This window comes from Cyclobacterium sp. 1_MG-2023 (genome assembly GCF_030546805.1).
Lineage (GTDB): Bacteria > Bacteroidota > Bacteroidia > Cytophagales > Cyclobacteriaceae > Cyclobacterium.
Window position 1 is genome coordinate 221,995 of sequence record NZ_JAUOPC010000006.1, and the last position, 22,401, is coordinate 244,395.

Sequence of the window (22,401 nt, forward strand, 5' to 3'; positions counted from 1 at the left end):
TTTTAATTGGAGAATTAGGAAGTAGTTTACCTGAAACCTTGCAGTTGCCGCTGCAAGGTTTCTTTTTATTCACTATTGTTATTTAGATTAATTTTAAATTAAGACAAATCTAAGGTTAGACGACTAAGATGCCAAATGATTTGAAGATTAATTTTCATTTTTTTTAACAAAAATTAAAATTTGTAAAGACCTTAGTTCAGCCATCTAATAGCATAAAACAACCTGAGAGGTAGCTCATTGAATACCAGACCATTAATCTTGGGTTATCTGGGAATAAAAAAGGTTAAACCATTGCATTTTGAGCTAATACAAATTTAAAATTGCTCAATTGTTCTTAGGTTAAATGTATTCCATCAAACTTTTGTCATTGGTTTTTTGGCTCGGGTTCGGTTTTAATTGTTTCTTCCTTTCACAGGCATGTTTTTATTTTTCCTTCCCCACCAAATCAAGAAGCCGGTAATAGGTAATGAGGCAATAATTGCACTCAGGAAAAAGGCTAAAATTTTGCCGGGAAGGCCCGCAATAGCCCCTACATGAAGGTCGTAATTTATACGCATTACCTTATCCCCAATGGAAGCCTCATCAAATCGATTATAAATATGATTGACCGGTAATTCTTCGAGGGTATTTTGGTCAAAATAACGGTAATCCATTTTCCAGTAAGTAGATGCATCCGGATTTGCATTGGCAGCTATGGCAGCGTGGTCAAACTCAGGAGGGTGAACTTCTATCCATTCAGCCTTGGGGTACATTTCTCGCATTTTCAGCCAGACCGCATCCAATGGCGGAACTGTTTCCCGATAAGTGGCTGTTGAATCTGAAAGTGGCGTATAGTATTCTACATAATCTTCCCCGCCAGAACTTACAAAAAACACTGCATCACGAAACCAAACAAAACCCCAGACCAACCCGGTAATCGCAAATATGGCAGCAAAAGCCATTACGTAAAATCCCAGTACTTGATGCAGATCATAGTTTTTCCTCCTCCATCTCGCCTTCCATTTTACTTTCAGACTTTTGCTTAAATTTTTCTTTTTTCTTGGCCACCATAATATTAGGCCCGAAATAACCATAATAAGAAATACCAGGGTAAAGGAGGCTACTAGCGGTTGACCAATTTCAGGAGGCAGCCAGAGGTAAAAATGTCCGTCCAATACTATTCTGAAAAAATCAGCGTAAACATCTTTTATTTTCAATACTTCCCCGGAGTAGGGGTTAACATACACGAAATAATAATAGTTTTCTTCAAAACTATAGTAAATGGCCTGGGCTGCTCGGTCTGGGCTGGGGTATAGCACCGCATGTAGGTGTTTGTCAGGAAAGGCCTGGTCCGCTTTTTCCCAAATGGTGGTGGGGGGAAGGACAGGAGCATTTTCCGGCTCCACAAAGCGGTAGGGTTGGGTCATGTCTTGAATTTCTTCCTGAAAAGCATAGATACAACCTGTAACAGCCACTATAAACACCACGAGCCCGGAACTAAGTCCGAGCCAGAGGTGTATTTTTCCTACAATTTTTTTAAACTTCATTAAAACCTATAGTTTAAACTCAGAGAAACATTTCTTGGGTTTTGAGGGGTTACGGTAGACCAGCCTGTATAATATTTTTGATCAGTAAGGTTATTGACTTTTAAGGCAACGAGATATTGGGAGCCGGTATAGTTTATTGCAGCATTGAAAACTTGATAAGCGGGCAAGGCAAAGGAACCAATGTTTGCCCTGTTAATGGTCAAGTATTCACTGGCAGTGTTCCCACCAAAGCCAAGACCAAATCCTTTCAAATCACCGGACTGAAAAGAATAACTTGCCCAAAAATTGATAAGTTGATCAGGACCTGCTTCTTCAGGCCTTAGTCCCAAATAACCACTTTCCGCATAATCTTGGGTTACCTCTGCATCGTTTTTACTATAACCTGCCACAAGATCAAGGCCTTCCACAGGACTCGCAATTACACTTAATTCAACGCCTTGACTCCTCACTTGACCACCCTGAATAGAGTTATTGACATTATTAGGATCTGTCATTAATCGGTTTTTCACATCAATATGGTAATAACTGGCCCTTGCAGCCACCTTGTCTTTATAGAGCTTGGTTTTTACGCCAAATTCGATCTGGTTGGCATTTTCCGGAGAAAAGGTTTGAAGCCTTTGATTGCTTCCGTCTGCATCCGCTACAGATCTGGGCGCCACATTCACAAAGCCATTCATATAGTTGGCAAAGACAGAAACTTTGTCTTGCAAGGGTTGGTATACGATACCAAACTTGGGTGAAAGGGCTGTTTGGGATTCGGCTCCTTCTGCTGACCAATTACCTGTTTCACTTTTAAAGTTATCGACACGAATACTTGCCATTACAGATAAAGAGGGGTGCAGCTCAGCTACATCTGAAATATAAGCACTCATGATACGGGTGTTTCCGGTGCTGTTCCCTTCAAAGGAATTTTTTAGCAAGTCATCTACTCCTGCCTGGGTCAATACTCCTGTATCATTTCCATCTGAAAGCGTAACAACACCATTACCAACCCAACCGGTACTTCCATTGATCAATGAAGAATGATAATAATCCAATCCGATAACCAGGTTATTCTGAACTGATCCAATATCAAGATTACCAATAAAGTTTTGCTGAATGTCCGTAGTCAAGGTTTGACCATTACGGTCTGAAATATATCTGGTAAAGCTGTCACCATCACTATTGTCAAACAAATAATGATAATAACCATCCGTCTTTGTTGAACTTCGAGAAACGACAGTTTGGGAAGTCCAGTCATTGGTGATTTTATAAAGTGCTTGGGCCTGCAATCCATAGGAAGTATTGTTCATTCCTAATTCATTACCGGTAAAAGATCGATCATAGTTTTTTTCAAAAAGGTCTATCTCTGAAAAGGTAATGGGATTTGACCTGTTTAAAAACAACATAGGTGCGTTTACAGATTTGGTTTTTAAAAATTCTGTGTTGATCAAAAAGGAAAGCTTTTCAGAAGCTTTAAATTTAAAAGATGGCGCAATAAAAAAAGATTCTGCTCCACCGGCATCCTGAAAGGTGTTGCTATTTTGGTAAGCCATATTGACCCGAAAGGCAGACAGCTCATTAAGCGGAGTATTAATATCAGCCGTAAGCCTATTTAAACCATAACTTCCGGTAACCCAGCCTAATTCTCCTTTGAAACTATCCATGGGACGCTTGGTGGTAATATTAATTAGCCCACCATAAGAGATTACCGAACTGCCAAATAAAGTACCTGAGGGCCCTTTAATTACATCTACTCGTTCTATATTTGCCGGATCAAGACCTCCATTATTGAGACTTGGCATGCCATTGACCATTGTAGGTTGCACAGAGAATCCACGCATGGAATAGTATTCAGCACCATCTCCCCCTCGCCCGGTTGATTGCCAAAGTCGTGACACTCCGGTAGCATTTTTAAGGGCATCATTCATATTGGTAACAACTTGTTCCTTCAGCAGACGTGAAGAAATGGAATTGTAAACCTGCGGGTTTTGCAAGTCTGTTAAAGGCAATTTTGCAACGGTAAACACACTGTCGGCATACAAACGGTTGGTTCCGATATCCGTAACGATAACCTCTGCCAAATCAGATGCCGATTCTTGAAGGGAAAATTTCATGGCCAATCTTTCACCGGCAGCCAATTGGATGGTTTGTTCTTGTCTCTCTGCCCCTATAAAGGAGGCGAACACAGTGTATTCACCAGGGCTGATATTACCGATTTCAAAACCTCCGTTCCTTTCAGTGATGGTTCCCTTTGCCAGGCCTACAATTCCAACATTAACATATTCAAGAGCTTGTCCGTCTGAAGTAGTGACTACCCCATAAATACTCGCCTTTTGGCCGAAGGCTATATTGGACACAAATAATATTAATCCTATCGTTAGTAAAATGTTATGTTTCATGAGTTAAATATTTTCACAAACGTACTAACTGTAATGATTCTAAACAAGACTATATGGAATTAATCTAAATAAAAGAGTTTAGTCCATTTTGTAAGGAAAAAGGGAAATCAAGCTTAACTGTTCACTTATTTCTAGCGTCAATCCTATGTTTGTATCTCAAGAGCATAATTAAATTTAAACAGCTAGGTAACAATAAGTTTTAAGTGAAAAACCAACTAAATTAAGATCGGCTACTTTCAAATAACCATCAAACAAAATTCTGCGACACAAACAGGGCAAAGCCATTTAAATCAAGGTTTTATGTGATATTCAGCCAAAAAACCTACCCTTTTGTGTTTTCAAATACATTTTTCAAGAACCTAAAAACATTTAACAAGCAATAACTTCAGTTATATAGTATTTTTTGCTTTTCAAAACTAAATATATGCTTTGTTAATTATAATAGTCAAAAAGTTGGTTTTTTATTAGTAATTAAAATTTTACAGAAGTACATTTCGAAAACAAAGTAATAAAGTATACGATTTAGTATCCATTTTGTCATGAATAATCCGAAAAAATATTTGATCAACACCTTCGCAATTGCCATGCTTATTTCGGCTGTCTCTTGCGTAACGTCTGATCTGGAGGAGGACATGACAGCAGTTAACAAAGGGATCTCTTCAGATGAAATTTCTGAAATGATGGGTTTAATGGAAGAAGTGGACTTGATGATTATGTCCACCTTACAACAAGACTTAAGTCAGCAACGACTCTTGCCGTTGCTAGATGAGATGACTTGTCCTGGAACAGTGATTACCAGAGACGATAAAAATGGTCAAATCAGTGTAGATTTTGGTTCCGGTTGCTTAAGTGCAGGAGGTTTAGAGAAAAAAGGAGCATTGACGGTCAGATACACCGATAACTTTTTAAGCAAAGGTAGTCTACTTACAGTTAGTTTTGAAGACTTTTCAGTAGACGGAAGGAAATTGCAAGGCGAAAAGACCTTAGAAAACTTAGGCTATGATGCGACGGAGAGGAAATTAAAATTCTCTTCATCGATGAAAGATTTTAAAATAGTAAATACAGATGCACAGACTTTTACTGTGAATCAAAACTATTTCAGGGAACTGGAGTTGTCAAATGAAACAGAAGGTTTCAGAATTTATTTAAAAGGCAGTGGCTCACTAGCTGCTGAAAATTACAGCACAACCACCTTTGAAATAGTTCAGCCTTTAAAATATATGCAAGAATGCATAGCGTTGGGATCATTTAATCCGATAGAAGGAAGTTTACAAATCAGCAGTAAGGCTGATAAAAGCACAATAAAGAGCTTTGAATCCAGTGGATGTAGCTCATTATAGGCCTTTTCTTACTTTTAGTATTTTATTTTGTTGTGAGGAAGATTGATTGTAGATAGTTGGTTATTTTTTAATGTAGGGTTTGCCCGGAGTCTCAAAAACTTGGTAGTAACTGAGACTCCGGCATTTTTTCCTTATTTTTTTTCTACATTTTTTAATTCAATATTTCCTTCGGGAAAGAAATGATGCACATCTCGTTGAGGAAATGGTACCTCAATATTGTTCTCTTCTAAGGACTCTTTAATGTTTTCCATATTGTCCCAAAAGACCGGCCATAAGTCACCGGCATTTGACCAGCATCTCACGGATAAATCTAAAGAGTTGTCTCCAAAATTAGTAAAATACACCGCAGGCGCAGGATCTGCATGAATTCTCTCATCCTTCTTTAAGGTATCAAGGATTATTTTTCTAGTCAACCTTAAATCTGTCCCATAAGCTACTCCAACAGCCATCTCCACTCTTCGTGTAGGCTTTTCAGAGAAATTAGTTATGTTGTTGTTCGCTAAATTTCCATTTGGAACTGTAACTACCTTATTATCAAATTGCCTGATGGTGGTATAGAGAATATCAATTTTTTCCACTGAACCAAGTGTCCCTTGTGCCTCTACCGTATCACCTATTTTAAAGGGTTTGAATACTAAAATTAGAACTCCACCGGCAAAATTAGCCAATGAACCTTGAAGTGCTAAACCAACAGCCAAACCTGCCGCACCAAGTATTGCAACAAATGCAGTGACCTCAACGCCCAAGGTGGCAAGCACCGCCAAAATCAGCAACACATAAAGCAAGCCCCTTACAAAGCTTTTCAAAAAACTGGTTAAGGATGCATCTAAATCCGATTTATTAAAAACTTTTGTCAATGCCTTCATCGCCAAACCGATTACCCATTTACCGACCAGGTAAACAATTAAAGCAATAAATATACTTTTTAAAGCCTCCAGAACGAGTGGTGTTGCACTTTGGATTATCCCTTCCAAAGAATTGGTATCAAATTCCATAATTTAAGTGATTTTTAAAGATTTTATTAAAATTTCAAAATAATAATCTCAAACCCAGCAAATAACTTGCCATCTAAAGGCCCAATGCCATGAAATTTTATAATGATCTATCCCGGAGGCCTTTAAAATATCCTCCCAATCCTCTTTTGTAAATGACCTCAGTACTGAAACAGGTGCATCGTTTTTTACCATCTTTGATTTTGAAAAAATTTTGGTAAGCCACTTAATTGAATAATAAGCCAAAAAATGTCGGTGTAAATCGTTGATTACAAACCCCAGCTTAGTTTGCCTTTTAAGGTTTTTAAGTATTACCACCAACTCTTCAGAAGTAAAATGATGGGTAAATAAAGTACAAGTTTGAATGTCTACAGGAACCTTTAAAAATACCGGATTAAATACGTTGGCTTCAACAAAATCTATGGCCAAGTTTTCCTTCTCCACCCGCTCTCTTGCAAAGGCTATAATATTTGGATTGGCATCTACTCCAAGAATATTTAAACTTATTCTGTTTTTAATCGCCCATTTTTTAATGTGGATGGCCATGTCCCCACCACCACAACCCAAATCGGCAAGGGTAAATGATTCATTTTCGGATGAATTCATTAAAAGTCTAAGCCCTGAAGTAGTTACCCTATTGCCTCCCAAAAGTTTATTGATTAACCTTAGTTCTTTCAGCGTTTGGGCTAGCACCCAACCACTACAGTCAAGGTCATCCATCAATTCTTTCTCTTCACTTCTTCGCAAGAATTTATTCATGATTTACTTATTAATAAGCTTTCCAAGGTCAAGCCGGGTCCAAATCCCAGTGCCAATACCTTGCCATGAATAGTGGTATCCCTTAAAATCGCTTCCAAGACAAACAATATTGTTACAGAAGACATATTCCCAAAGTCCTTTAAAATTTGGTGGGAGTGTTTGTTTTGACGCTCTTCTATACCGAAAGCAGCCTCTACCTTATTCAATATTTGCTTCCCTCCCGGATGGATGGCAAAATGTTTGATGCCTGACAAACCAAATTTTTTCTCCATACCTTCCGAAAACTGCTTGATCCCTTTCTCTAATAGTCCTGGAATGTATTTACTCAGCTTCATCTGAAATCCAAAGTTGCCGATGGCCCATGCCATATCGTCCGCACCATCAGGAATAATATTGGATCCATAATCTTCTATTTGTAAGCCTTGTTCACCTTGCTCTATTAATACAGCTGCTGCCCCATCTCCAAAAAGTGCATTGGCAAGAATATTGTCTTCATTGTATTCTTTCTGGAAATGGATGGTACACAATTCCACACTCAAGACCAAAACTTTGGCAGAAGGCTCACTTTTACAGATCCTATCTGCCATTTTTATCCCATTGAAAGCCGCATAACAGCCCATAAAATGAATGGCATATCGTTCTACATTACTAGCAAAGCCCATGCTCTCAATTATATCCATTTCTACCCCTGGAGCATACATTCCGGTACAGGAAATCAAGATTAAATGTGTGATTTGTTTTGGTTCAAGCTTGCTTTTTTTTAGGCATTTTTCAATGGCCTCGCTTGCCAATTGAGGGGCTACTCTTCTAAATACTTCCATCCGGCAATCCGTAGTGGGAAAAGGTTCCAAAAGTTTATTATTTGGAAAAAACCGAAAATCCTCGGCATTACTAAACCTAAAATCCTCTAAGGCACTGTATCGTTGAGCTATGCCTGATTTCCTATATACATAGGCCAATTTTCTGCTTTCTTGGGCGTCTAGGTCGTGTGCTTTTTGCATAAAACTACAAATCAATTCTTGTTGGATGGGTTTGCCGGGACTCGAAAGCCCAATGCTCTTTATTTGGCTCTTCATTGATTTTAGTTTAGCTTTAGTTTATTGTACATTTCAAGTTAAGTAAAAACCAATGACAAAGCGAATTGTTACCGCGCAATACCATTATGTTTAAAAAGTCCAGTTGGGAACACCTTCGAATTCCATTTTCTTATTACCTCATGCCTGTTTTCTGGTTTGGACTTTCTTCTACAACGCAAGCATCAATTGACAATATCGTAACCGTAGGCATTATTCTGCATTTATTCCTTTACCCCTCCAGCAATGGCTACAATAGTTATTATGACAAAGATGAAAAAAGTATCGGCGGGCTTAAAAATCCTAAAAAGGTAACCATTGGTCTTTATTACCTTTCCCTAACTTTCTTTGGGTTGTCCTTGATAGGCGCCCTATTTATCAATGTAGCCTTTTTCCTAATGGTGCTCCTTTATGGATTGGTTTCCATGGCCTACAGTCATCCATCTGTACGATTAAAAAAATATCCCTATTTAAGTTGGCTTACTGCCGGAGTATTTCAGGGGGCTTTTACTTTTCTAATGTGTCTGATTGGCTTTGAAGCTGGCGGACTAGATTTACTCCTACAAACGGATTTATTACTTCCTGCGCTATTTACTACTTTATTGTTATTGGGCTCCTATCCACTTACCCAAGTATACCAACATGAAGAAGACCTCAAAAGAGGGGACATCACCTTAAGTTTAAAATTAGGGAAGATTGGAACGTTTTATTTTGCATCAATCTGGTTTCTAGTGGCAGGGATGGCCTTTCTTTGGTATTTTATCAGCATTGGTCAAAGCTGGGCAATCCCATGGTTTCTTGGCGCAACCATACCCTTGGTGGTGTATTTTATATATTGGTTTAGTCTTGTATTAAAAGACCAGAACCAATATGCCAATCATACCATGGCAATGACCATGAACAAAGTCTCATCCACCTGCCTAAACTTTTTTTTTATTTATTATTTTTTTGCCCAATAAGTGATTCAATTTGCACCTTAAAAGGATAAAAATTATTGTCTATAATACAATATGCTTTATTATTTCTCTTAATGGTCTAGTCAAAAAAAGATATTCATTATATTGCTGCAAAATAAAAATCAACCTATGTCCAAAAATAGTGTCATGAAGGGATTTTGTGCCCTTATATTTGCAATGTTCCTACTGGGAGCTTGTACCAGTAGACCCGGAGAACCAAAAGTACTCGTTTTTTCAAAAACCAATGGGTTTTACCATGAATCCATACCGGATGGAAATCAAGCAATTATCAATTTAGGAAAACAAAACGGCATTGTGGTAGACACCACTACCAATGCGAAGATGTTTACCGAAGAAATTTTAAAGGAATACAGTTCTGTAATTTTCCTCAATACCACAGGCGATGTCCTTAATAACGCCCAGCAGGCGGAATTTGAGCGATACATCCAAGCAGGTGGTGGTTTCGTAGGCGTCCATTCAGCCGCAGATACTGAATACGGTTGGGATTGGTATGGTAAAATGGTTGGCGGCTATTTTACAGATCATCCCGGAATGAATGACCCTCATCCCAATGTGCAGGAGGGAGCGCTAAAAATCATTGACAAAAATAATAGCACCACTTCGTTTCTTCCTGAAACATGGAAGAGAACGGATGAGTGGTACAGCTACAAAAATTTCAACCCTGATGTGAACGTTTTGATCTCTTTGGATGAAAACAGTTATCAAGGAGGATCAAATATGGGAGATCACCCTATCGCCTGGTACCACGAATACGATGGTGGTCGGGCATTTTACACCGGGGGCGGCCACACCCGAGCGGCTTATAAGGAAGAACTCTTTTTAAACCACCTTTTGGAGGGAATTAAATATGCCATTGGGGAGAATAAGAAATTAAATTATGCCAATGCTACCAGCAAACCTGTTCCCGATGCGGACCGTTTCGAGAAAGTAAACTTGGTAATGGGTCAGTTCAAAGAGCCTACTGAAATGGCTATTTTACCAAATTTAGATATCCTGGTTTCCCAAAGAAGGGGAGAAGTTTTGCTTTACAAAAATGGCAGCAGTGAAGTTAATAAAGTTGCCCATCTGGATGTATATTGGAAAACAGATGTACCTAAGGTCAATGCAGAGGAAGGACTAATGGGTATCCAGGTTGATCCTGACTTTGAAAATAACCATTGGATATATGTTTTTTATAGTCCAACAGATGAATCGGTAAACAGACTTTCAAGATTTAAGTTTGAGAATGATTCCTGGGACATGGATTCTGAACAAGTAATCCTCCAATTTTATTCTCAGAGGGGAATTTGCTGCCATACAGGTGGATCAATTGCTTTTGATGGTGATGGTCTACTTTACGTTTCTGCAGGGGATAATTCCACACCATTTAATCAACCGGATCAAAAATACACCCTACAAGGCTATGGTCCTTTGGATGATAGACCGGGTTTTGAGCAATATGATGCAGCAAGGTCTTCAGGTAACTCCAATGATTTGAGAGGAAAAATCCTTAGGATTAAAGTAAATGAAGATGGTTCTTACAGCATTCCAGAAGGGAATCTTTATCCTGAAGGAACAGAAAAAACCAGACCTGAAATATATGTTCAAGGGAACAGGAACCCTTACCGAATTTCAGTTGATAAGAAAACCGGCTTTTTGTATTGGGGTGAGGTAGGTCCTGATGCACGAGAAGACAAGTTTGGAGAAAGAGGATCTAGGGGATATGATGAAGTTAACCAAGCAAAAGAAGCAGGTTATTTTGGCTGGCCTTTCTTTGTAGGTAACAATTATCCTTACAATGCCTTTAATTTTGATACCGGAGAAACAGGTAAAGAGTTTGACCCCAATAAACCTGTCAATAACTCCAGAAACAATACCGGAATTAAGGAGTTACCTCCTGCTCAGCCCGCATTCATTTATTATCCATATGTAGAATCAGAAGCCTTTCCTGAAGTGGGAACAGGAGGAAGAAATGCTATGGCAGGTCCTGTTTATTATTCAGACTTATTTCCTAACGGAGGTGGGTTACCGGAATATTATGATGGCAAACTATTTATCTATGACTGGATTAGGGGTTGGATAAAGGTAGTAACCATGGATGAAAATGGGGATTACCAAAAAATGGAACCCTTTATGGAGGAAGTTAGGCACAATGCACTAATTGACATGGAGTTGGGTCCAAATGGTAAACTCTACCTCCTTGAATATGGAAAAGGCTGGTTCAGTGCAAATGCAGATGCAGCCCTTTCAGTAATTGAATACAATGCAGGAAACCGGTCACCGGTTATCGCATCAATTACTGCAGACAAAACATCAGGAAGCTTACCTTTGGATATAACCGTAAAGGTTGCTGCAACTGATCCTGAAAATGATGCCCTAAGTTATACTTGGGATTTAGGAAATGGCGAGACCAAAGAGACCACAGCACCGGAAATATCCTACACTTATGAAAAACAAGGCGATTATGATATTTCAGTAACGGTAAAAGACAGTGAAAACAAGACCGCAACGAGCAATACGATCAATGTTTATGCAGGAAATATTGCCCCAAGCATTAATGTTACTTTTGAAGGAAATGGAAGCTTTTACTTCCCCAACCAAAAAGTAAATTATGAAGTCACAGTCACTGATCCGGACGACCCTACCGTAGGTGAAGACCTTTCATCACTTTACCTCTCTGCCGATTATATCGAAGGTTTTGATAAAGCGGAAGCAGCCTTGGGTCACCAAGTCATGTCTGAAGCCATGGCCGGTAAAAGTTTGATGGAGTCTTTGACATGTAAAAGTTGTCACCAAATTGATGGTAAATCTGTTGGTCCCGGATATACCGATGTGGCCAAAAAGTATGCGGATTCACCGGAAGCGGTGGACATGTTGATCAACAAAATTATCAAAGGTGGTTCAGGTGTATGGGGGGAAACGATGATGCCGGCCAATCCTACTTTAAAAGAAGGAGATGCAAGAAAAATCGTTGCTTTTGTTCTTTCTTTAGATGGCAAGGATGATCAGGAACCTAGCCTTCCTGCAAAGGGTGAACTGGATCCACTTCAAGGTAAAAAACTTGCCAATAACGGAGTGATGCTACTGAATGCAAGTTTTACCGATAAGGGAGGAAACAATATCAAACCACTTAGTACTTCGAAAACTGTTTTCCTTCGCAACAATAACATCAACTTAGGGGAGCTAGATGCCACCTATGCTTATAATTCTATGGAGATAAATGGTCAACAGATCATCACCTCTCCATTAGGCAAAGGCTATTTTATGCTTCAAAACATTGATCTTACAGGGTTAGAAGGTATAAACTTTATGGTAAGCGCTCAACGGCCTTTTGATTATGGTTACCAAATTGAAGCCCGATCCGGTGGATCAGAAGGAGAAGTCATTGGTCAAATGGTGGTAAGGAAAAGTGGCGAAGAAGGCGCCAATACCCAAAAAGTAGTTTTAAAATTCAATGATAATGTAAAAGAAGATTTTCAAGATCTATACATCGTTACAGAAGCTTTGAATGAAAACGAAACAGTAAATATGGCCATTCTATCAATGGAAATGGTCAGCAAGTAAATCCTCTTTCTTCTAAAAGGCCTGTAAATATAAATTTACAGGCCTTTTTTTTGTCTTAATCTTTCGTTTTGTTTTTCAATAACAATTGCTGTATTCCGGAAAACATAAAAGGCAATAAGGGTACACTGTTCCTTATTTTGAACTCCTCCCAAAAATTACTGTCATTGTCGAGGAAAGATAGAATTTTCTCCGGTGAGTTTTTTCGGAATAAACTTTCAAAAATATCCCTACCGGTTACCTTTTTTGAAAGCAAAACATCCAACAAGGTTCTATCATACCAAGCGTATTTTTTACTTTTCCAGCTATCACCCACAATCGGAGGCTTTTGAAATTTTAAAAGCTCCACTATCTGTGACACATTCTTTTGCACAAACTGAAAGGTATATCCGGTACTGGCTTTGGTAAAACCTCCGGCAGTTCCAATATTGACAATTCTCTTACTGTTTTTGATTGTTTTTGAGAATTGGGCCAAGGACATCGGAATCACCCCAAACTCCTTGTGCAGAATTTTATAATTTTTGATCCCTATTTCACTTGAAATATAGTCTTTAAGGGCAAAATTGTAGGCTTCCTTTTCCAAGGTGCTTTCACTAAAAAGGGTAAACTCAATCAAGGCTTCAGTGGCACTAGTAGGTAATACGTACATAAAAGTAGCGCCATGCTGCTGTTCCAACCTGAAATCCATTAAAGTCCCAATTTTCTCATTGAAAACAGGAGAATCCGCCTTGATAAACCAACCCATAAAATGTTGCAATAAGGTGTTTTGGGTGTTCATCTCAGGGAGAAATAAGGCCGTAGAATTAAAAATAAACCATCCCTTATAATGCTTATTTTCCGTAATCAGAATGGCCTGCCCATCCTTTTCATCCATATTTATTATGGCCTCAGTCTTAAAAGTAACATTTTCAAATGTTGCCGCATATTCCATGACAAGCCGATAAAAATCACCTGCTTGAATCATTTTGTACTTGTATTTTTTCAGCGAAAAAGTCTTGGCTACCGCTGGAGAAAAAAACTGTAAGGTTTCCCATTTATGGCGAACAATGTCCTCAAAAATACTTTCACCTTGTTCCCAATAGCACCAAGTTCTGTCATTGTCAGATTTTTTAACCTTATCAACCACCAAGATGGTTTTCTTTTGTAGGTCCTTATCCAATAACAACCGATACAATAGGCTTAGCCCCGCCAAGCCGGAGCCTGCAATGATATAGTCGTAATCTACTTCCATCAATTATTATTATTTCCCTTAGATGTATATCGGGAAAACCTTTGAATTAAATTTGTTAAACAAGTCAACCCATAATTTGGCAAGATGTTTACCTCTATTCCATCTCTGATAAGTATCGGAAAGGTTTTACGATCAAATAACTTCGTTTGCTAAGGGTTCATTATTTTCAAATGCGCGAATATTATCCAGGGTTATTACTGTTATTTGATCCATCGCTTCTTTTGTAAAATAGGCTTGGTGCGAGGTGATAAGAACATTAGGAAAACTATTTAACCTTAAGATGTCATCATCTTCTATTATGCTTTCCGAAAGGTCTTCGAAAAACAGGTTCTCTTCTTGTTCATATACATCTATCCCCAAATACCCAATTTTTTTCTGAGACAAACCCTCTATGGCATCGGAAGTATTAATTAAAGCTCCACGACTAGTATTGATAATCATTACTCCCGCTTTCATTTGTTCCAGTGAAGCCTTATTGACCAAGTGTTTGGTAGACTGGTTCAATGGACAATGCAGAGAAATTATATCAGCCTGCTGAAAAACCTTTTCCATAGGTAAATATTCGACGCCCATATCTACCAATACTTCGGCTTCGGCAATATCGTAAGCCAAAAGCCTGCAACCGAACCCTTTCATGATCTTACAAAATGCAATTCCAATCTGCCCGGTACCAATGACACCTACTACCTTACCATGAAGGTTGAAACCTATTAAATTCTTTAGAGAAAAATTTCCCTCCCGCACCCTATTGTATGCTTTATGGGTTTTTCTATTCAAAGTCATTATCAATGCAACAGAATGCTCGGCCACTGCCTCCGGTGAATATGCCGGAACCCTTACCACTTTTATCTGATGCTCCTTTGCAGATTGAATGTCTACATTATTGAACCCGGCACATCTCATTGCAATCAAACGGATTCCGTTATTGGCAAGAACTTCAATGGTATCCTTGTCCACCTTATCATTGACAAAGGCGCAGATAACATCAAAGCCGGCAGATAAATTGGCCGTTGTCTTGTTCAAGGCCGTTTCAAAAAATGCGAAAGTGTACTCATTATTGCTGCTGTATTTTTCAAAATATTCCTGATCGTAAGGTTTGGTACTAAATACGGCTATTTTCATTGGAGTAATTTAAAGTTTTAAATACCTAAGAATAAATGATGACTAAACTCACCTATGCCAAACAATTTAGGAATTCTTCTAGTCTAGCGGTCAATCCTTAGTTCAATCCATTCTCATTAAAGTAAGAAATAAAAATATCAACCTTATAAAAAGTTTCAATTTTTCTGACTTCTAAGTTTTCTAACAAAATAACCAAGGACAATAAGCAATATCAGAAAAGGCCAAAATGTTATCAATCCAATAATAAAATTTAGGAAACCTTGCCATCCATTGTTTAAAGCACTAAAAACTTTTTCCAAGAACCCTCCTCTTTGAGAGGCATCATAAACATATGGAAGTTCTTCATAGAAAGATAAACTTATTGTGCTAAGGGATACCTGTTTACTTAAATAATTGAATTGTCCCTGAAGGTTTTCTACATCAGTCCGAACTTCATTAAGTTTATTTTCGATTTCTAGAATATCTTTTATCTCAGTCGCACTTTCTAGAATTTTCAGGTAGCGTTTTTCTAGCAGTTTATTGTTTTTTATTCTTGTATTTAAGTCATAATAATTTTCCGTTACATCTTCTATTGATGAATACTTGTTTTCAAGGCGATGCCCGATGGTAGAAAAGGTAACAAATAAACTATCATACACAGTAGATGGAACCCTAATAGTCAACTGGTAACTTATTTTTTCTTTAGTTTTTGATTGATTTTCATGCTCAATATAAGCATCATAACGAGGGAGGAGTTTGCGAATTGTTTGATAATCTTCCACTATGTCCTGCGATTGAAAATTAATTCCTCCAGTCTTAATGGTTTTTTTACTTAACTGCTCCGTTCCTGAAATTAATGATGGTGGCTGCGGGGGGGGTTGTTCGGTTATAGGAATAGACAATAATTCCTCAAACGTCTCTTCATCGGCCACTTCCATTATATTTTCTCCTTCTGGCTTGTTACACCCTTGAAGCAATAAAATTGCTATTATTAAAAATAACTGTTTCATAAAACAAAAATTTTACAATATTTTTAAATCAAACGTACATAATTATTGAACCTGCTATGAAGTGCTTTCAGACTAATTAAAACACTATCAAAACTTTATTCTAACTTCCGTCATTATTTATATAACAGATCATCAAAATTATACTTTGGGTCTAGATTTTCAGATAGGAATTCAAAAAGTAACCTACAAACCATTGAAATTAAAGTTAAGGTTTTATTACTACTCAACCAGAAACCTGAATAAAAATAATCTTTTAACAACCACTCTTTATGATGGGTAACATATCCGACTACTAGCTACATCGGTACCAATGTGAAAGCAAATGACAACCTTTTATAAGTCGTTTTGTCAGTCTTGACAGGAAATCCTGTAGTTAATTGAATATAAGCCCGTAAATTCGGCCAAGTTGTTTATTTTTGTAATTCATTCTTGCATTGGTTGGATTTTTGTAGGCATTCGAAAGGATTGATTTATCTTTTTGGTCTTTGATCTTCAATCAATTCGGAAGGTAACTTATTATAAATCAAATGGATATTAACTTCTACAAATATCAGGGTACTGGCAATGATTTCATCATGATCGATGGAAGGACATTTTCTTTTGGCCCTGATCCAATACCTTATATTCAGCAACTTTGTCACAGAAAGTTTGGAATCGGAGCTGATGGGCTTATTCTTATCCAGTCCCATGCAGATTATGATTTTGAAATGTGCTATTACAATGCAGATGGATCTCAAAGCATGTGTGGCAATGGAGCCAGGTGTGCGGTCGCTTTTGCCAACTTTTTAGGAATAATTGGACAAAACACTACATTCTTAGCCATTGATGGCGTACATACCGCCACTATCTCGGGTAATAGCGTTGCTTTAAGGATGGGTGATGTGAAGGAAGTCCAAAGTGTAGATCAAGATTTCTTTGCCAATACAGGATCTCCACATCACATGCGCTTTGTTGATAACGTGAATGAATTTGACGTTGTTGGTACAGGAAGAACAATCCGAAGAGACAAGCAAAGATATCCTGAGGGTACCAATGTGAATTTTATTTCCATTCTTTCCCCTGATACGATTCAGGTTAGAACCTACGAAAGAGGGGTTGAAGATGAGACACTTTCCTGCGGAACAGGTGTAACAGCTTGCGCACTATTATATGGAGAGCAAAAAGAGAAGAACAATATAAATATTCAAACTCCCGGAGGTAATCTTCAGGTTAGTTTTGAGAAAAATATCGATGGGAATTTCGAAAAGATTGTATTGACCGGGCCTGCCGATCAGGTTTTCAGTGGTACTATCAGTGTAGACATTCCATCAGACGCCATTAATGAATACAATTAAATAGCCTTAGAGAAAAAGTATTTAAACAATATGTTAGAATCAATAGCAAAAGGGTTAGCAAAAGTCTTTGGTACCAAATCGGACCGAGACATTAAAGCCTTAAGCCCAGTCGTGGCACTAGTAAATTCCGCCTTTGCCAAGTTGGCCGATATTTCTGATGACGAATTAAGAAATGAAACTACCAAGATAAAGGAGATAATAAACGAAGACCTCAAATCATTTGATGATCGCATTTCCGAACTAAGAAATGAAATTGATCAATTAAATCCGGAAGAAGTTCAGGCCAAGGATGCACTATTTAACCAAATTGATGCGGTAGAGAAAGAAAGAGATGAAGCCCTAGAAGTAAGCTTGGAGAAAGTGTTGCCTCGGGCTTTTGCTGTGGTAAAAGAAACCGCCCGAAGACTCAAAGAAAATGGTAAGTTGACAGTCACTGCCAATTTACAAGATCAAACCATGGCTGCCTCCAAATCCTATGTGGAAATTGATGGGGAACAGGCCACTTGGAAAAACACATGGACGGCTGCCGGCGTAGAAGTAACCTGGGAAATGGTTCATTATGACGTTCAGCTATTGGGTGGTGTGGCATTGCACCGAGGAAATATTGCAGAGATGGCCACTGGTGAAGGTAAAACCTTGGTGTCGACTTTACCTGCCTATCTAAATGCGCTTGCTGGTAGAGGTGTTCATATTGTAACGGTGAATGACTACCTGGCCAAACGAGATTCTGAATGGAACGCTCCAATTTTTGAATTTCATGGATTAAAAGTGGACTGTATAGACAAATACCCCCCTAATTCAGAAGCCAGAAGAACTGCTTACCAAGCAGATATTGTCTATGGTACCAACAATGAATTTGGTTTTGATTACCTAAGAGACAATATGGCCCGAGATTCTAAAGATCTTGTGCAAGGAAAACATCATTTTGCCATGATTGATGAGGTTGATTCTGTCCTCATTGATGATGCAAGAACACCACTTATTATTTCCGGTCCTGTACCCAAGGGGGGAGAGCATGAGTTTTACGAAATGAAACCAAGGGTTTCCACTTTGGTTGATGAACAAAGAAAGCTGGTTCAAAACTACCTTTCCGATGCCAAAAAGCTTATCAAAGAAGGAAATGATAAAGAAGGAGGGCTGGCATTGTTCCGAGCTTTCCGCGGACTTCCTAAATACAAGCCTTTGATCAAATACCTCTCTGAGCCGGGTGTTAGGGTAATTCTTCAAAAAACAGAGAACTATTACCTTCAGGACAACAAAAGAAACATGCCTGAAGCGGATGAACCTCTATTGTTTACCATTGATGAAAAATCCAATAGTGTAGACCTGACAGACAATGGTATTGAAGTCATTACCAAGAAAAATGAAGACAATAATTTCTTCATTTTGCCGGATATCGGTATGGAAATCGCCGAATTGGAAAAAAATGACGAAATCGAGGACCACGAAAAACTGGTTAGAAAAGAAGAAATCATCAAAGATTATGGCATTAAAGCCCAAAGGATTCATACAGTAAACCAACTTTTAAAGTCTTACTGTATGTTTGAGAGGGACACTGAATATATTTTGGTGGACGGCAAAGTAAAAATTGTCGATGAACAAACCGGTAGGGTAATGGAAGGCCGAAGGTATTCTGACGGACTCCATCAAGCCATAGAAGCAAAGGAAAATGTAAAGGTGGAAGATGCCACCCAGACCTATGCCACCATTACTTTGCAGAACTATTTCAGGATGTACCATAAACTCTCCGGTATGACCGGTACTGCAGAAACAGAAGCAGGTGAGTTTTGGGAAATCTATAAATTGGATGTGGTTGTAATCCCAACCAATAAACCTATACAGCGAAAAGATCACCAAGACAAGGTTTACAAAACCGTCCGTGAAAAATTCAACGCTGTGGCAGATGAAATCAATGAACTAACCGATGCCAATCGGCCGGTGCTAGTAGGTACCACCTCAGTAGAAATTTCGGAACTACTGAGTAGGATGCTTACCATAAGAAAAATTAAACACCAAGTTCTTAATGCCAAGCAACATGCCCGTGAAGCGGATGTAGTAGCAGAAGCAGGTAAAGCCAAGACCGTAACCATAGCCACCAATATGGCCGGTAGGGGTACAGATATCAAACTTTCTCCGGAATCAAAAGAAGCAGGAGGGCTAGCCATCGTTGGTACAGAAAGACATGAATCCAGAAGGGTGGACCGGCAGTTGCGTGGTAGATCAGGAAGACAAGGGGATCCGGGATCCACACAATTTTTTGTTTCCTTGGAAGACAACTTGATGCGATTATTCGGTTCAGAAAGAATTGCCAAACTGATGGACCGAATGGGACTTGAAGAAGGTGAAGTGATTCAACACTCCATGATTACAAAATCCATTGAAAGAGCTCAGAGAAAAGTTGAGGAAAACAACTTTGGGGTTAGGAAAAGGCTCTTGGAATATGATGATGTAATGAACAGCCAACGAGAAGTTGTTTACCGAAGAAGAAAAAATGCCCTTATAGGGGATAGGCTGGAATTAGATATTCTAAACATCATGTACGATGTTTGTGAAGACCTGATTGAAATGGGTAAAAGCACTGGTGACCTTGAAAACTTGAGAATGAATATCTTCAGTTCACTGGGCATTGACCAACAATTTACCGAAGCTGACCTCAAAGAGAAAGATACGACTACTTTAACTAAAATTCTTTTTGACAAAGCCTATAAAAGCTATACCAGAAAGAATGAAGGTATCCTTAACAAAGCCATGCCTATTCTCCAAGATGTTCACAAGAACAGAGGGGCAACGGTTAAGGAAATTATGGTTCCAATTTCCGACGGTATCAAACAAATTGGTGTAGTCATCAATTTGGAATCCACTCTTAATAATGAAGGTCGAGACTTGATCAGGGCCATTGAAAAGACAGTTACATTGGCCATAATCGACCAAAACTGGAAAGAGCATTTGAGAGATATGGATGACCTGAAACAATCCGTTCAAAATGCTGTCTATGAGCAAAAAGATCCATTGTTGATTTATAAATTTGAAGCTTTTGAAATGTTCAAGCGCTTTATAGGTAAATTAAATGATGATATTGTTTCCTTTATATCTAAATCGGATCTTCCAAAACAAGATCCTGAACAGGTAAAAGCTGCACAAAATCAAGCCGGTGCAGAGCCTAAAGTAACTGCTTCCAAAGAAGAAGTAGGCAATACACTAGGAAATCAAAGTGGACAAAAAGCTGCAGTAGCCAATAGCAGGCCAGCTGTAAATAGAGAACCTGTTAAGCCTAGGAAATCAGACAAGGTTTATGGACGAAATGACCGCGTTACTGTCAAGTACGCCAACGGGAATTTAAAGTCAGATGTTAAATATAAAAGCGTTGCGCAGGATATAGCTGATGCCAAGTGTGTAATAATCGAAGATTAAATGCCATTGACATGTTCAAAAAAATAAATATATATCTCTTGTCTCTGCTAGTTTTTAGCAGCTGTGGCATTATAAACATTCGGAAAAGCGGAGGAAATATTGATCGGTACAATAACTATACTGAAGACCTAGCGTCAAGTAGAGTTCAGTTTGCCGAGCTTCCTACTTCCGAAACTGTGACAGAAGAAAGTAGCAGTGCCTCTGCTATTGATACTGAACTCAATAGAAGAATTTCACAAATCGCCGAAGAGAATAGTAAAGAACAATTTGTAAATGGTTTTACAATATTAATTTATAGTGGTGTAGACCGAGAAAAAGCTTTCGATATTAGGAACGAAGCTTATTCCGAATTCCCAAAAACACAAAGTTATATGGAATACCAGCAGCCAAGATATTTGGTTAAAGTAGGACGCTTTGTGAATAAAATTGAGGCTTTGGCCACATATGAAAAAATGAACACCGTCTTTTCGAGTTCTAGAATTATAAAGGACAAGTTTCCCAAATTCGTCGAAGAGAAAAAAGAAGAAAATTTAGAAGATGTTGAAAAATAAAATTCACCAACTTTCCGACAAATATAAGTCGGAAATTATTGCGCTTAGAAGACATTTACATGCCAATCCTGAGCTATCCTTTGAAGAAAAGAATACAGTAGCATTTGTTGAAGAAAAGTTACGTTCGTTTGGCATAACCCATATAGAACCAAAAGCTGAAACGGGCTTAGTTGTTATTATTGAAGGCAAAAACCCTGAAAAGAAAGTAATTGCTTTGAGGGGAGATATGGATGCTCTTCCGATTGTAGAAGCCAATGATGTTCCTTATAAGTCTACCAATCCCGGAGTAATGCATGCCTGTGGGCATGATGTACATACCTCATCTCTACTAGGTACAGCTAGAATTTTGAATGAGTTAAAGGATGAATTTGAAGGTACTATAAAATTGTTTTTCCAACCCGGAGAAGAAAAAATTCCCGGTGGTGCTTCCATGATGATCAGAGACGGAGCACTCGAAAATCCAACGCCAACAGCAGTAATAGGACAACATGTTATGCCTTTTATTCCGGTTGGAAAAGTTGGTTTTCGCAAAGGAATGTACATGGCAAGTGCTGATGAACTTTATCTAAAAGTAATAGGAAAAGGCGGTCATGGAGCGATGCCTGAAACCCTTGTTGATCCGGTTTTAATCAGTGCGCATATATTGGTGGCTTTACAGCAAGTTGTAAGTAGAAAAGCAGACCCAAAGACGCCATCAGTTCTTTCTTTCGGTAAAGTAATTGCTGAAGGTGCAACGAACGTAATACCCAATGAGGTAAACATAGAAGGCACTTTTAGAACCTTGAATGAGGCCTGGCGAAAAAAGGCCCATGAACAGATGCTGAAAATTGCCAAAGGTATAGCCGAAGGAATGGGTGGAGAGGTTGAATTTGAAATTCGGAAGGGTTATCCTTTTCTAAAAAATGAACCCGAACTTACCCAAAGAGCAATCACTGCAGCTGAAGAATACCTCGGTAAAGAAAATGTTTTGGACATAGACATCTGGATGGCTGCGGAAGACTTTTCTTATTACACCCAAGAGATTGATGGTTGCTTTTACAGGTTAGGTACAAGAAACGAAGCAAAAGGAATCATTTCAAGTGTACATACGCCTACCTTTGACATTGATGAAGATGCCTTGGGTATTAGTACCGGATTAATGGCTTATATCGCGTTACAAGAATTAAAGCAGTAAT

General features: G+C 38.5%; 15 protein-coding genes. 7 read left to right on the forward strand and 8 right to left on the reverse strand.

From position 1 onward, the window contains the following. Positions 1–392: 392 nt before the first annotated feature. Both Q4534_RS11635 and Q4534_RS11640 read right to left on the reverse strand, forming a co-directional pair. A complete protein-coding gene (locus Q4534_RS11635) occupies positions 393–1,526 on the reverse strand; it encodes a PepSY domain-containing protein (RefSeq protein WP_303613347.1) in 1,134 nt (377 codons plus the stop codon). Next, positions 1,526–3,907: a TonB-dependent receptor gene (locus tag Q4534_RS11640; RefSeq protein ID WP_303613348.1), complete on the reverse strand. Its 2,382-nt coding sequence runs from the start codon at positions 3,905–3,907 to the stop codon at positions 1,526–1,528. Before Q4534_RS11640 ends, Q4534_RS11635 begins: the two co-directional genes overlap by 1 nt. 539 nt (positions 3,908–4,446) lie before the next feature. On the opposite strand from Q4534_RS11640, the gene Q4534_RS11645 reads away from it, so the two are divergent. Beyond that, positions 4,447–5,247 (forward strand): hypothetical protein, encoded by an 801-nt coding sequence (locus Q4534_RS11645; protein WP_303613349.1) that lies wholly within the window; start codon positions 4,447–4,449, stop codon positions 5,245–5,247. 131 nt (positions 5,248–5,378) lie between these two features. Here Q4534_RS11645 and Q4534_RS11650 read toward each other — a convergent pair whose 3' ends face one another. From Q4534_RS11650 to Q4534_RS11660, 3 genes are read right to left on the reverse strand one after another with little or no spacing between them, the layout of a single operon-like run. Next, on the reverse strand, positions 5,379–6,242 hold the full coding sequence (locus Q4534_RS11650; protein ID WP_303613350.1) for a mechanosensitive ion channel family protein: 864 nt from the start codon (positions 6,240–6,242) through the stop codon (positions 5,379–5,381). A 48-nt stretch (positions 6,243–6,290) separates the two neighbouring features. Next, a complete protein-coding gene (locus tag Q4534_RS11655; protein WP_303613351.1) occupies positions 6,291–6,998 on the reverse strand; it encodes a methyltransferase domain-containing protein in 708 nt (235 codons plus the stop codon). Next, positions 6,995–8,074: a type III polyketide synthase gene (locus Q4534_RS11660; protein ID WP_303613352.1), complete on the reverse strand. Its 1,080-nt coding sequence runs from the start codon at positions 8,072–8,074 to the stop codon at positions 6,995–6,997. Before Q4534_RS11660 ends, Q4534_RS11655 begins: the two co-directional genes overlap by 4 nt. A gap of 86 nt (positions 8,075–8,160) precedes the next feature. Here Q4534_RS11660 and Q4534_RS11665 point away from each other — a divergent pair, with 86 nt between their 5' ends. Together Q4534_RS11665 and Q4534_RS11670 are read left to right on the forward strand one after the other, a co-directional pair. Next, entirely contained in the window at positions 8,161–9,030 is an 870-nt protein-coding gene (locus Q4534_RS11665) for a UbiA family prenyltransferase (RefSeq protein ID WP_303613353.1), read from the forward strand. A 126-nt stretch (positions 9,031–9,156) separates the two neighbouring features. Continuing rightward, entirely contained in the window at positions 9,157–12,591 is a 3,435-nt protein-coding gene (locus Q4534_RS11670; protein ID WP_303613354.1) for a ThuA domain-containing protein, read from the forward strand. Positions 12,592–12,646: 55 nt separating this feature from the next. Here the strand turns inward: Q4534_RS11670 and Q4534_RS11675 are convergent, their stop codons facing one another. The 3 genes from Q4534_RS11675 to Q4534_RS11685 all read right to left on the reverse strand — a co-directional run bounded on the left by Q4534_RS11675 (position 12,647) and on the right by Q4534_RS11685 (position 15,930). Continuing rightward, entirely contained in the window at positions 12,647–13,819 is a 1,173-nt protein-coding gene (locus Q4534_RS11675) for a lycopene cyclase family protein (RefSeq protein ID WP_303613355.1), read from the reverse strand. Between the two features lie 132 nt (positions 13,820–13,951). After that, entirely contained in the window at positions 13,952–14,941 is a 990-nt protein-coding gene (locus Q4534_RS11680; RefSeq protein WP_303613356.1) for a 2-hydroxyacid dehydrogenase, read from the reverse strand. A gap of 155 nt (positions 14,942–15,096) precedes the next feature. Then, positions 15,097–15,930: a DUF4349 domain-containing protein gene (locus Q4534_RS11685; protein ID WP_303613357.1), complete on the reverse strand. Its 834-nt coding sequence runs from the start codon at positions 15,928–15,930 to the stop codon at positions 15,097–15,099. Between the two features lie 527 nt (positions 15,931–16,457). Here Q4534_RS11685 and dapF point away from each other — a divergent pair. From dapF to Q4534_RS11705, 4 genes are read left to right on the forward strand one after another with little or no spacing between them, the layout of a single operon-like run. Next, a complete protein-coding gene (dapF, locus tag Q4534_RS11690; protein ID WP_303613358.1) occupies positions 16,458–17,264 on the forward strand; it encodes a diaminopimelate epimerase in 807 nt (268 codons plus the stop codon). A gap of 30 nt (positions 17,265–17,294) precedes the next feature. After that, positions 17,295–20,675: a preprotein translocase subunit SecA gene (secA, locus tag Q4534_RS11695; RefSeq protein ID WP_303613359.1), complete on the forward strand. Its 3,381-nt coding sequence runs from the start codon at positions 17,295–17,297 to the stop codon at positions 20,673–20,675. Between the two features lie 11 nt (positions 20,676–20,686). Next, positions 20,687–21,226, forward strand: coding sequence for a hypothetical protein (locus tag Q4534_RS11700; RefSeq protein ID WP_303613360.1), 540 nt, complete (start codon positions 20,687–20,689; stop codon positions 21,224–21,226). After that, on the forward strand, positions 21,213–22,400 hold the full coding sequence (locus Q4534_RS11705) for a M20 family metallopeptidase (RefSeq protein WP_303613361.1): 1,188 nt from the start codon (positions 21,213–21,215) through the stop codon (positions 22,398–22,400). Before Q4534_RS11700 ends, Q4534_RS11705 begins: the two co-directional genes overlap by 14 nt. Position 22,401: the final 1 nt, after the last annotated feature.